Source organism: Burkholderia sp. BCC1993, from assembly GCF_905339865.1.
Classification (GTDB): Bacteria; Pseudomonadota; Gammaproteobacteria; order Burkholderiales; family Burkholderiaceae; genus Burkholderia.
The window spans coordinates 105,835-117,903 of the sequence record NZ_CAJPGZ010000023.1; the positions used below are offsets into that span (position 1 = coordinate 105,835).

General features: G+C 68.3%; 12 protein-coding genes. 7 read left to right on the top strand and 5 right to left on the bottom strand.

Annotation, left to right across the window (positions count from 1 at the left end; translation table 11 throughout):
• Window positions 1-156: 156 nt before the first annotated feature.
• The 6 genes from U4Y91_RS32235 to U4Y91_RS32260 all read left to right on the top strand — a co-directional run bounded on the left by U4Y91_RS32235 (window position 157) and on the right by U4Y91_RS32260 (window position 5,284).
• Entirely contained in the window at window positions 157-1,080 is a 924-nt protein-coding gene (locus tag U4Y91_RS32235; RefSeq protein WP_044844405.1) for an ABC transporter substrate-binding protein, read from the top strand.
• The gene (locus tag U4Y91_RS32240; RefSeq protein WP_321808446.1) at window positions 1,077-2,255 is read left to right on the top strand and encodes an ABC transporter permease; all 1,179 of its coding nucleotides are present in this window, start codon (window positions 1,077-1,079) and stop codon (window positions 2,253-2,255) included. The genes U4Y91_RS32235 and U4Y91_RS32240 overlap by 4 nt, the downstream gene beginning before the upstream one ends.
• Complete coding sequence (locus tag U4Y91_RS32245; RefSeq protein WP_124521431.1) at window positions 2,252-3,190, top strand: ABC transporter ATP-binding protein; 939 nt, start codon at window positions 2,252-2,254, stop codon at window positions 3,188-3,190. The genes U4Y91_RS32240 and U4Y91_RS32245 overlap by 4 nt, the downstream gene beginning before the upstream one ends.
• The gene (locus U4Y91_RS32250; RefSeq protein ID WP_321808447.1) at window positions 3,187-3,960 is read left to right on the top strand and encodes an ABC transporter permease; all 774 of its coding nucleotides are present in this window, start codon (window positions 3,187-3,189) and stop codon (window positions 3,958-3,960) included. The genes U4Y91_RS32245 and U4Y91_RS32250 overlap by 4 nt, the downstream gene beginning before the upstream one ends.
• A gap of 232 nt (window positions 3,961-4,192) precedes the next feature.
• On the top strand, window positions 4,193-4,861 hold the full coding sequence (locus U4Y91_RS32255; protein ID WP_321808448.1) for a lytic transglycosylase domain-containing protein: 669 nt from the start codon (window positions 4,193-4,195) through the stop codon (window positions 4,859-4,861).
• Window positions 4,862-4,897: 36 nt separating this feature from the next.
• Window positions 4,898-5,284: a lysozyme inhibitor LprI family protein gene (locus U4Y91_RS32260; RefSeq protein ID WP_321808449.1), complete on the top strand. Its 387-nt coding sequence runs from the start codon at window positions 4,898-4,900 to the stop codon at window positions 5,282-5,284.
• A 21-nt stretch (window positions 5,285-5,305) separates the two neighbouring features.
• On the opposite strand, the gene U4Y91_RS32265 is transcribed toward U4Y91_RS32260, so the two are convergent.
• The gene (locus U4Y91_RS32265) at window positions 5,306-6,181 is read right to left on the bottom strand and encodes a LysR family transcriptional regulator (protein WP_321808450.1); all 876 of its coding nucleotides are present in this window, start codon (window positions 6,179-6,181) and stop codon (window positions 5,306-5,308) included.
• Window positions 6,182-6,350: 169 nt separating this feature from the next.
• On the opposite strand from U4Y91_RS32265, the gene U4Y91_RS32270 reads away from it, so the two are divergent.
• Window positions 6,351-7,463 carry an alkene reductase gene (locus U4Y91_RS32270; RefSeq protein ID WP_321808451.1) on the top strand — a complete coding sequence of 371 codons (1,113 nt, stop codon included), beginning with the start codon at window positions 6,351-6,353 and terminating at the stop codon, window positions 7,461-7,463.
• A gap of 242 nt (window positions 7,464-7,705) precedes the next feature.
• Here the strand turns inward: U4Y91_RS32270 and U4Y91_RS32275 are convergent, their stop codons facing one another.
• The 4 genes from U4Y91_RS32275 to U4Y91_RS32290 are packed head-to-tail and all read right to left on the bottom strand — an operon-like array spanning window position 7,706 to window position 12,069.
• A complete protein-coding gene (locus U4Y91_RS32275) occupies window positions 7,706-8,146 on the bottom strand; it encodes a dihydroneopterin aldolase (RefSeq protein WP_321808452.1) in 441 nt (146 codons plus the stop codon).
• Window positions 8,143-8,772 carry a sarcosine oxidase subunit gamma gene (locus U4Y91_RS32280; protein ID WP_321808453.1) on the bottom strand — a complete coding sequence of 210 codons (630 nt, stop codon included), beginning with the start codon at window positions 8,770-8,772 and terminating at the stop codon, window positions 8,143-8,145. Before U4Y91_RS32280 ends, U4Y91_RS32275 begins: the two co-directional genes overlap by 4 nt.
• Window positions 8,762-11,773 (bottom strand): sarcosine oxidase subunit alpha family protein, encoded by a 3,012-nt coding sequence (locus U4Y91_RS32285; protein WP_321808454.1) that lies wholly within the window; start codon window positions 11,771-11,773, stop codon window positions 8,762-8,764. The genes U4Y91_RS32280 and U4Y91_RS32285 overlap by 11 nt, the downstream gene beginning before the upstream one ends.
• Window positions 11,770-12,069: a sarcosine oxidase subunit delta gene (locus U4Y91_RS32290; RefSeq protein WP_124485108.1), complete on the bottom strand. Its 300-nt coding sequence runs from the start codon at window positions 12,067-12,069 to the stop codon at window positions 11,770-11,772. Before U4Y91_RS32290 ends, U4Y91_RS32285 begins: the two co-directional genes overlap by 4 nt.

Genomic DNA, 12,069 nt, shown 5'->3' on the forward strand with positions numbered 1-12,069 from the left:
GTCCGCAGGCGGGAATGCGCTCCAGTGTAACAACGGCGCGCGACGCGTGCAGGTTACCCCCACGCGTGCTGTGGACGTGCCGCCGCACGCGGTTTGCCAAAGCCGACTCAGTCAAGTAACTTTCGGCGTACGTCCCCGTTCTGGAGAAAGGCCCCGATGAAGCTCGCCCTGCCCGCCCGCATCCTGGGCCTCGCGTTCGCCGCCGCAGTCGTCGCACCCGGCGCGCATGCCGACACGCCCGTCGTGGTGTCATCGAAGATCGACACCGAAGGCAACCTGCTCGGCAACGTCATCGCACAGGTGCTGAAGGCCCACGGCATCCCCGTCACCGAAAAGATCGCGCTCGGCACGACCCCGATCGTGCGCAAGGCGCTCACGAGCGGCGAGATCGACATCTACCCCGAATACACGGGCAACGCGGCGTTCTTCTTCAACAAGGCCGACGATCCCCTGTGGAAGAACGCGAGCCAGGGCTACGACACCGCGAAGAAGCTCGACTACGCGGCGAACCATCTCGTCTGGCTGACGCCGGCGCCCGCGAACAACACGTGGGGCGTCGCCGTGCTCGCGCCGGTCGCGCAAGCGCAGCACCTGAAGACCTTCTCCGACTTCGGCAAGTGGATCGCGGGCGGCGGCAAGCTGAAGCTCGCGGCATCGGCCGAGTTCGTGAACAGCGCATCCGCGCTGCCGTCGTTCGAAAAGGCATACGGCTTCAAGCTGAAACCCGATCAGCTCGTCGTGCTGTCGGGCGGCGACACGGCCGCGACGATCAAGGCCGCCGCGAACCAGACCGACGGCGTGAACGCGGCGATGGTGTACGGCACCGACGGCGGCATCTCGTCGAGCGGCCTCGTCGTGCTCGACGACGACAAGCACGTGCAGCCCGTCTATGCGCCGACGCCGGTGATTCGCGAAGCCGTGCTGAACGCGCATCCGCAAATCGCCGACTTCCTGAAACCCGTGTTCGCGAGCCTCGACCTGAAGACGCTGCAGACGCTGAACGCGCGCATCCAGATCAACGGCGAACCGGCGGCCGGCGTGGCGAAAAGCTACCTGAAGTCGAAAGGCTTCGTTAAGTGACGGGTCGCGCGGTGGCGTCCGCGCGACGCATCACGCTCGACAAGGTCGGTATCCTGATCGGTGTCCTGACGATCGTGGCGGTGTTCGGCATGCCGTTCATGGTGCTGCGGCCGAACCGCATCGCGGCCGGCACGGGGCTGTCGGTATTCGCCGCGCTGCCCGCCGTGCAGGGTGCCGCGCTCGCCGCGCTGTGGCTCGCCGGCGCGTTGTGGGCGATGACGGCGAGCCGTCCCGCATGGCGGCTCGCGGCCGGCTGCACGTGGCTCGCGACGCTGGCCTACGCGGTCGGTGCGGCCGCGACGCACGCCGTCGCCCCCGACGACGCGCTCGCACGCGTGTCGCCCGCGGCAGGCGTGTGGCTGCTGCTGTTCGCGTGGGCCGTGCTCGTCGCCGACGCGCTCGCGCGGCTCGCATTCGGCCCGTGGCGACGCCTCGTCGCGCTCGCCGTCGCCATGGCAGCGATATCGCTGCCGCTCGCGAGCGGCTGGTGGGATGGCCTGTCCGTAATGCGCGAGTACGCGGTGCGCAGCGACGACTTCTGGCGCGAGGCAATCCGGCACGTCGCGCTCGCGGGCGGCTCGGTCGCGGCCGCGCTCATCGCGGGCCTGCCGCTCGGCATCGCGTGCGCGCGGGTCGCGCCGGTGCGCACCGTCGTGATGCCGGTGCTCAATATCGTGCAGACGATCCCGAGCATCGCGATGTACGGGCTGATGATGGCGCCGCTCGGCCTGCTCGCCGCGCACGTGCCGCTCGCGGCCGCGCTCGGCATCCGCGGGATCGGCGTCGCGCCGGCCGTGCTCGCGCTGTTTCTCTACTCGCTGCTGCCGATCGCGTCGAGCGTCGTGGTCGGGCTCGAGCAGGTGCCGCCGCACGTGACCGAAGCAGCACGCGCGATGGGCATGACGCGCGCGCAGCGGCTGCTGCGCGTCGATCTCGTACTCGCGTTGCCGGTGATCCTGAGCGGCGTGCGCATCGTGCTGGTGCAAAACATCGGCCTGACCGCGGTCGCCGCGCTGATCGGCGGCGGCGGGTTCGGCACCTTCATCTTCCAGGGAATCGGGCAATCGGCCGCCGATCTCGTGCTGCTCGGCGCGATCCCGACCATCGCGCTCGCGCTGGCGGCCGCCGTCGTGTTCGAAGCCGCGACCACGCTCGCGAAGGGACGTACCGCATGATCGAGATCGAACGCATCGGCAAACGCTTCGGCGACGTCGTCGCCGTCGACGACGTATCGATGACGATGAAGCAAGGCACGATCACCGCGCTCGTCGGCGCCTCGGGCAGCGGCAAGTCGACGCTGCTGCGGATGATCAACCGGCTGATCGCGCCGACCGGCGGCACGATCCGCATCGACGGCGTCGACACCGCGAGCGTGCCGCCCGAGCAGCTGCGGCGGCGCATCGGCTACGTGATCCAGGGGCACGGCCTGTTCCCGCACTGGAGCGTCGCGCGCAATATCGCGACCGTGCCGCGCCTGCTCGGCTGGCCGGCCGAGCGCATCGACGCGCGCGTGCGCGAACTGCTCGACCTGTTTCATCTCGCGCCGTCCGAATTCGCGGACAAGCTGCCGCACGAACTGTCGGGCGGCCAGCAGCAGCGCGTCGGCGTCGCGCGCGCGCTCGCGGCCGAGCCCGCGATGCTGCTGATGGACGAGCCGTTCGGCGCCCTCGATCCGATCATCCGCAACAAGGCGCAGGACGATCTGTACGCACTGCAGCGCCGCCTCGGCATCACGGTCGTGATCGTCACGCACGATATCGAGGAAGCGCTGAAGCTCGGCGACACGATCGCGGTGATGGACGGCGGACGGCTGCTGCAGGTCGCGTCGCCGGCCGAGATTCTCGGCAAGCCGGCGGCGGGTGTCGTCGAGCAGCTCGTCGCCGGCGTCGACCGGCCGCTGCGCTTGCTCGCGCTGACGCCGATCGACGCGGTGGCCGAGCCCGGTCACGCCGACGGCGAACCGATCGCCGCGACGCGCACGCTGCGCGACGCGGTGTCCGAGCTGCTGTGGCGCGGAGCGGACGCGTTGCCGGTCGAAGGCGGCAACGGGCACGCCGTGCGCCGCATCACGCTCGACGCGATCCGCGCGCACGCGAGGAAGCCCGCATGACGACGCGGCCCGCGCATTCGCATTCGCCCCGGCCGCGGCGGCTGCCCGCGCATGTCGCGCGCGCGGCCGCGCTCGCGCTGCTGCTCGTGCTGCTGTTGCGCCCCGCGTGGCTGCAGGGCGTATTCGCGCCGTTCGCGGACAACGGCGCGCCGGTCATCTACGATCGCGCGAGCCTGCTCGATCTCACGCTCGCGCATCTCGGCACCGTCGCGCTGTCGAGCCTGCTCGGCACGCTGGTCGCGGTCGCGGCCGGGATCGCGGTCACGCGGCCGTCCGGCGCGGATTTCCTGCCGGTCGCGCGCAGCGTCGTCGACATCGGCCAGACCTTTCCGCCCGTCGCGGTGCTCGCGCTCGCGGTACCGGCCGTCGGCTTCGGGTTGAAACCCGTGCTGATCGCGCTCGTTCTGTACGGGCTCCTGCCGATTTTCGAGAGCACGATCGCGGGGCTCGAGGACGTGCCGCGCGACGTCGTCGACGCCGCGCGCGGGATGGGGATGAGCGGCTGGCAGCAGCTGGTGTCGGTCGAGCTGCCGCTCGCGTTTCCGGTGATCGTGAACGGCATCCGGCTCGCGGTCGTGATCAATCTCGGCACCGCGACGATCGGCTCGACGGTTGCCGCGCGCGGGCTCGGCGACGTGATCATCGCGGGCCTGCAGACGTCGAACACCGCGTTCGTGCTGCAGGGCGGTGTGATCGTCGGGCTGCTCGCGGTGCTGGTCAGCGATGCGATCGGGACGATCGCGCGGGTGGCGGGCGCGCGACGGGCGTAGCACGCGGCAGGCGGATTACGCCCTCGCAGTCGCTGCGTCGCGGGCGAAAAAGGGGGCGCAAAAAAACCGGGCGCGCTTCATCCGGACTCCGATGCGTGTTCGTGCAACGATCCTGTCTGCGCACCGCGCGCATCGAAACAAGCCTACATCGTGCTTTCATTCGAGCCTGCGCTCGAACACGCACGACGATTGGCCGATATACTATGCGCCTCTCATTTCCCCGCACTCCACCATGCGACGACGGTTTCTCTGGCTGATCGTGCTCTCGCTCGGCATTGCGCAACAGGCCTCCGCGCAGCAGGCGCCAACGCTGCCTGCCTCTGCGCCCGAAGCGGCCGCATCCGCGCCGGCCGAGGCCTCCGCCCCGCTCGCGAACGATCAGCCGAACGAATCAAACCGCCGCATCACCTCCTACCTGACGAAGAAATTCGGCGTTGCGAAAGAGCGCGCCGCGAAGCTCGCCGATATCGTGAGCATCACTGCGACGAAATATTCGCTGCCTCCGGCACTCGTTTACGCGATCATCTCGATCGAATCGCGCTTTCAGGAAAAAGCGCGCGGCCAGCATGGCGCGACCGGGCTGATGCAGGTCGTGCCTGCAGCACACCGCGGCATGCTGCGCGACGTGAAGGACCTGACCGAGCCGAATGCGAACGTCGAAGCGGGCTCCAAAATCCTGTCGGGCTACGTGAAGGCGGCCGGCGGCAACGTGCAGGCCGGGCTGAGGAGTTATGGCGGCTCCAACGCGTATGCGGCGAAGGTGATGCAGCGGGTCGACACGTTCCGCTTCGTGCTCGATCCCGACGACGATACGAATACCGCGAGCGACGGGAAGGCACGCATGGTGCCGGTCAGCGATCCGTCCGCCGCGGCGCCGGCAGCGAAGCGTAACGGGAAGTAAGCGCGATGCGCACGTGGCTTTCGGACTGACCCGCGCATGCACCCGGCTACCCGTTTTCTCGCCATCGTCGCACTGTGGGCCGGCCCCATATCGGCATTCGCCACCGTCGATTGCGAACAGCAGGGGCCGACGATGGAGGCCGTACGACAATGCCTGCTCGACTCCCGCCAGCAACAAGTCGACAGCGCGTATCGGGCGCTCAAGCGCAAGCTCGATCAGCGCAATCCCGACGCCGCGAACCGGCTCGCGAAATCACAGGCGAGCTGGGCCCGCTTCGCCGGCGACACCTGCGACTACATGAAGGCCGCCAATCCTCGGCAGATGATGCCGGGCGACGCGTGGATCAATTGCTGGGTCGATTTCAGCGACGCACGCGTGCGCATCCTGAACAAGTGGGAAGCGCAGCTGGAGGCGCCGCACTAAGCTGCGGCGCGCGCGCCTCCATCACTCCCGCGCGAAATGCGCGCGCAAGAATTCGATGAAAACCTGCGTCTTCGCAGGCAGCAACCGCGTTTCCGTCATCGCATAGACGGGCACCGGCGTGCCCTCCCAGTCGGGCAGCACGCGGCGCAGCCGGCCGGCGGCCACATCATCGGCCACCACTTCCTCCGGCAACTGGATGATGCCCGCGCCGTGCACGGCCAGCTGCCGGTTCATGCCGACGCTGTTCACGACGAACCGACTGCCCACCGGCACCTCGACCGTGCGCTCGCCGCAGAGCAGCGTCCATGCGGCTACGCGTTGCACGCTCATGCACTGGTGCCGCGTCAGGTCGGCCGGTTCGAGCGGCTCGCCCGCGCGGTCGAGATAACGCGGCGACGCATACAGGCAGTTGCGGAACGTCGCGAGCCGCCGTGCGACGAGTTGCGAGTCCGCGGATTCGCCGATGCGGATCGCGACGTCGAACGGCTCGCTGACGAGATCGACGCGCCGCGACGTCAGTTCAAAATCGAACGCCAGCTTCGGATACCGTTCCGCGAATTCGACGATCAGCGGCGTCAGGTAGATCACCGCGAAATCGACCGGAAACGACGCGCGCAGCACGCCCGACGGTTCGGCCAGCAGCTCGCCGAGCTGCTCGTGTGCGAGCCGCGCCTCGTCGACGATCCGCTTGCAGCGCGCGAAATACAGCTGTCCGGCCTCCGTGAGTTCGATCCGGCGCGTCGTGCGATGCAGCAAGCGCAGGCCGATGGCCTTTTCCAGCGCGGCGATCCGCCGCGACAGCGTCGAGTTCGGCATGCCCAGCGTGTCGGCGGCGCTGCGGAAGCCGCGCGCCTTCACGACCTCCACGAACAGCGCCATGTCGTTCAGCAGTTCCATGCTGAATGCTCCACCAATGGATCAATGTTCTCCACGATACCCGGTTTATCTCGAAAAAGAAGCAATGGATGATGCAGACGTGGACGCGAGGCCGGCGCAACGTGCGCGGCGAGCGCCCGATGCGGCATCGCCCCGATGACGCATTCCGAACTTCGATGAGGAAAACGAGATGAAACCCCTGTTCGTTTCGGCACGTGCCGATGAAGATACGCCGCAACTGTTCGCCCCGGTCCGCGTCGGCCGGTACACGCTCGACAACCGCCTCGTGATGGCGCCGATGACGCGCAGCCGCGCCGCATTCGACGGCACGCCCGGCACATGGGCCGCCGAGTATTACGCGCAGCGTGCGGGCGTCGGGCTGATCGTTACCGAGGGCACGCAGCCGTCGGACGACGGCCAGGGCTACCTGACGACGCCGGGCATTTATACCGACGCGCACGTCGCCGGCTGGAAGACGATCAGCGACGACGTGCACGCACGCGGCGGCCGGCTGTTCATCCAGTTGATGCACGTGGGCCGCATGTCGCACCCCGACAACACGCCGCATCACCGGCCGGGCGTCGCGCCGTCGGCGATTGCGCCGGGCGTGCCGATGTTCACCGCGATGGGCATGCAGGAGATTTCGGTGCCGCGCGCGCTGACGACTGCCGAGGTGCGCGACACCGTGAACGACTTCCGCTTCGCCGCGCGGCGCGCGATCGAAGCCGGCGCCGACGGCGTCGAGATCCACGGTGCGAACGGGTATCTGGTCCAGCAGTTCTTCGCGCCGAACGCCAATACGCGGACCGACGCATACGGCGGATCGATTGAGAAACGCGCCCGGTTCGCGATCGAAGTCGCTGCGGCAATCGCCGACGAGATCGGCGCGGACCGCACCGCGATCCGCCTGTCGCCCGGCACCACGCTGTGGGGCATCGACGAAGGTCCGGACAGCGCCGACCTGTACCGCTACCTCGCGACGCAGCTCGATGCGCTCGGCCTCGCGTATCTGCACGTGATGCACCAGGGTGACGAGTCGCTGCTCGCGGATCTGCGCGCGCGCTGGCGCGGCACGCTGGTTCTCAATCGCCCGGGCCGCGCGCGCGATGCGATCGGCGCCGACGTGGCAGCGGGTCTCGCCGATCTCGAAGCGTACGGGCAAATGGTGCTCGCGAATCCGGATTTCGTGACGCGCGTGAAGACGGGCGCGCCATTGAACGACGCGCAGCGCGACACGTTCTTCGGCGGCGATGCGCGCGGGTATGTCGACTATCCGGCGTTGAGCGGCGCGGCGGCGGCGTGACGGAGTCGCGTGCGGCCGTCGCCGCGACATGCCGGAACGGTGTCGCGGCGATGGCCGGGGAGCCCGTGCCATCAGCCGAACGGAACGACCGGATCGCGCATTGTTCCGACATTTCAGGAATAAAGGCGGCGATGGCCCGCGACCGGCCATTGTTCTGCTATTTCAGGAATTAAAAACAAAACGGCGACGCATCCGCGCCGCCGTCTCTCGCTGACCGGATCCCGCCGACCAGCCCTACCCGCTCAAAGCTGCCCCGCCGCCCCCGTCCACCGCAGGTAATCCCCGCGCGTCCAGTCGAGCGACACGCCCACGCGCTTCGTCCCCGGCCGGATCTTCGGCTTGTACATCGACAGCGTCAGCGACTCCAGCGCGGGCCATTCGCGGAACGACAGCACGGCGAGATCGGCGACGAGCGTTTCGAGCAGCCGCGTATGCGGCTTGTGCGACAGGAACGACGCGACGCGTGTGCAGTAGCCGTCGTAGTCGATCCACTCGCCCTGCTCGCTCGGCTCGCAGCGATACCCGAGCCGCGCATCGATCACGATCGGCTGCGGCGCCTCGTGCTCGTACGCGTGGATGCCGATCCGCGCGGGCACCTTCAGTTCGTCGACGAACACGCTCCAGCCACGCCCGCGCAGGCGCGGCGCGTCGATCGCCACGAACGGTTCGTCGAACGGCTTCATGATGCGAGCGGCGCCGCGGCGTCGAGCATGATGCGCACGAAATAGTCGGCGAAGCTGCGGCGCAGGACGATCTCGAACGTATCGCCGCCGGTCGGGATCAGTGTGATCGGCGACTTGAAGTAGTGCGACTGCGCGCACTGGCCCGGCTTCAGCACACGCGGGTGCAGGTCGAGCGGGCAGCCGCGCGCGATCACGTCGCGCACGCGTTCGCCGCTGACCTCGACGACCGTGTAGCCGCTGCCGACGTCGACGGCCGCCGCATACGAACCCTGCACGGCCTCCGCGAGTTGCGCCTCGAGCACGCCCGCCGGCACGGGCCCGTTCGAGCGCACGAGCCACTCGTCGGGACCGAGCCACAGCACGTCGTACTCGGCGCCGCGCGCCACCGTGTTCGGCACCGACGGCGGCCGGCAGCCGACCACGCGCTCGAACGCGCTGACGAAGGCCGGGTCGCTCAGCTCGCCGCGCACGTTCACGAGATCGAGGAACGGCCGCTCGCGCAGCATGAACTTCTTCGATGCGCGCGCCTGGTGCGGCTTCAGCACATCGGCCGCGCCGACGAACGGCGATTCAAGCGTCACGCCCGCGCCCGCCACCTGCGACTGGTTTCTCGTTTCATTCCACATGCTGGCGCACCCCTTCGGTATCGTAGAAAACCGGGCTCGAGATCTTCGCGATGACACGCTTGCCGTTGGCCAGCGGAATCACGACGCTCTCGCCCATCTTGTTCAGGCCGCCCTTCACCACCGCCAGCGCAATCGAGCGCTTCAGGATCGGGCTGTAATAACTCGACGTCACGTGGCCGATCATCGGCGTCGGATCGACCGCCGACACCTGCGTGTCCTTCGCGATGATCTGCGCGCCTTCCGGCAGCACGTACTGTTCGTCCTCGGTCAGCAGGCCGACGAACTGCTTGCGGCCTTCCTTCGACGTATCGGAGCGCGACAGCGAACGCTTGCCGAGGAAGTCCTTCGACTTCGCGACGACGCCGCCCATCCCGAGGTCGTACGGCGTGATCGAGCCGTCGGTGTCCTGACCGACGATGATGTAGCCCTTCTCGGCACGCAGCACGTGCATCGTTTCCGTGCCGTACGGCGTGATGTCGAACTCCGCACCGGCCGCCATCAGCGCTTCCCACACCGCGCGGCCCGCGTTGGCCGGCACGTTCACTTCATACGCGAGTTCGCCGGAGAAGCTGATCCGCATCACGCGCGCCTTCGCGCCCGCGACGGTGCCGTTCCGGTAGCTCATGAACGGGAACGCGTCGTTGCCGAAGTCGATGTCCTGGCACACCTTCTGCAGGACCTTGCGGCTCTTCGGGCCGACCACCGCGAACGTCGCCCAGTGATCGGTGACGGACGCGAGCCGCACCTTCATGTCGGGCCATTCGGTCTGCAGCCAGCGCTCGAGCCACGTGAGCACGCGCGCCGCGCCGCCGGTGGTCGTCGTCATCATGAAATGCTGGTCGGCGAGGCGCACCGTCACGCCGTCGTCGAACACCATCCCGTTTTCGTCGAGCATCAGCCCGTAGCGGCACTTGCCGATCTCGAGCTTGTTCCACGGGTTCGTGTACATCCAGTTCAGCAGCTTCACCGCGTCCGGACCCTGGATGTCGATCTTGCCGAGCGTCGACGCGTCGAGGATGCCGACGCTGTTGCGCACCGCGAGGCATTCGCGCTTCACGGCCGCATGCAGGTCCTCGCCCTTCTTCGGGAAGTACCACGGCCGCTTCCAGTTGCCGACGTCCTCGAACATCGCACCGTGCTCGACGTGCCATTCGTGCACGGCCGTCTTGCGGATAGGGTCGAGGAAGTCGCCCGTCTCGCGGCCCGCGAACGTACCGAACGATACGGGCGTGTAGTTCGGGCGGAACGTCGTCGTGCCCGTTTCCGGAATCGTCTTGCCGAGCGCCTGCGCGAGGATCGCCATCCCGTTGATGTTGCCGAGCTTGCCCTGGTCGGTGCCGAAGCCCATCGCGGTGTAGCGCTTCACGTGCTCGACCGACTCGAAGCCTTCACGCGCGGCCAGCAGGATGTCGGCGGCCGCCACGTCGTTCTGGAAGTCGACGAACTGCTTCGGCCCGCGTGCGGCGGCCTCGCGGCTGCCGACGAGCCACAACGGCTGCAGCGCACCTTCGACGGCTTCCGCGACCTGCGGCGCGACGGGGCGCTGCGCGGCCGTGTAGCCCGCGGCCTTCGCCGCTTCGGCGCCCGCGTCGACCGCGAGCCGCAGCGCACGGGCGAGACCGAACTCGCCCGCGGCCGCACCGATGCTCGCTTCGGCCTGCACGGGCTTGCCCGGCAGGAAGCACGCCTTCTCGTCGCTCCAGCACGCCTTGCCGCCCGACTGCGCGAACAGGTGCAGCACCGGGCTGAAGCCGCCCGACATCGCGACGAGGTCGCACGGCAGCGACTGCAGCTTGCCGCCGGTCTGGCCGTTCGAGTAGGACGCGACGTCGACCGACGATACGCGCCACTTGCCCGAAGCGGCCGTCACGACCGCACCGCTCATCACCGTCACGCCCTGCCGCTTCGCGGCCGCGGGCAGCGCGCCGTTCGACGACGGACGCGAATCGACGACCGTCACCTTCGCGCCGCACGCCTTCAGGTCGAGCGCGGTCTGGTACGCACGGTCGTTGTTCGTGAACACGACCACGTTGCGGCCCGGCAGCACGCCGTAGCGATGCACGTAGGTGGACACCGCGCCGGCGAGCATCACGCCCGGCAGGTCGTTGTTGCCGAACACGATCGGACGCTCGTGCGCGCCGGTCGCGAGGATCACGCGCTTCGCGCGGACCTTCCACAGCAGCTCGCGCGTGCCCTTGCGCATCGACACCGGCTGGTGCTCGGTCAGGCGCTGCGTGACCGTCACGAGGTTGTGGTCCTGGTAGCCGAACGCCGTGCTGCGCGACAGGATCGTCACGTCGGGCAGCTTGCGCAGCTCGGCCTCGATCTTCTCGACCCATTGCAGCGCCGGCTTCGCGTCGATTTCCGCGCGGCACGACAGCAGGCTGCCGCCGAGTTCGCGCTGGTCGTCGACGAGGATCACGCGTGCGCCGGCGGTAGCGGCCGCATGCGCGGCGGCGAGGCCCGACGGGCCACCGCCGACCACGAGCACGTCGCAGTGCGCGTAGCATTTGTCGTAGCGATCGGCGTCGAGCACTTCGGGCGCCTTGCCGAGGCCGGCGGCCTCACGGATCTTCTCTTCGTACTTCGGCCACATGTTGCGCGGCCACATGAAGGTCTTGTAGTAGAAGCCCGCCGGCATGAAGCGCGAGAACTTCTGGTTGATCGCGTACTTGTCGTTCTCGAGCGACGGCTCCGCGTTCACGCTCGTCGCGACGAGGCCCTGGTACAGCTCGATTTCGGTCGCGCGCGCGTTCGGCACCGTGTACGGGCCGGTTTCGAGCTGCACGACGGCATTCGGTTCCGCGACGTCCGCCGTCACGATCCCGCGCGGACGGTGGTACTTGAAGCTGCGCGCGACGAAGTGCACGCCGTTCGCGAGCAGCGCGGACGCGAGCGTGTCGCCCTGGAAGCCCTGATACGTGCGGCCGTTGAACGTGAACGTCAGCGGAATCGCGCGATTGATGCGGCCACCGGTGCCGAGGCGGTCTTTCTGGCTCATTTGCTCGTGCCCTCTTCGTGTGCGTTGCCGGCAGCTGCGCCACCGAACTTTTCGTAGCCCTTGATATCGTAGGTCACCGTGTCGCGCGTCACCTTGAACCAGCGGCGGCAGCCCTGCGTGTGCAGCCATTGCTCCTTGTGCAGGCCGCGCTTGTTCTCGCGCATGAACACGTATTCGCCCCATTCGCGGTCGGTCATGGTCTCGTTCGCGACCGGGCGCACGATGTCGGCTTCACCGCCGCACGTGAACTCGGATTCGGCGCGCGGCCCGCACCACGGACATTCGATCAGCAACAT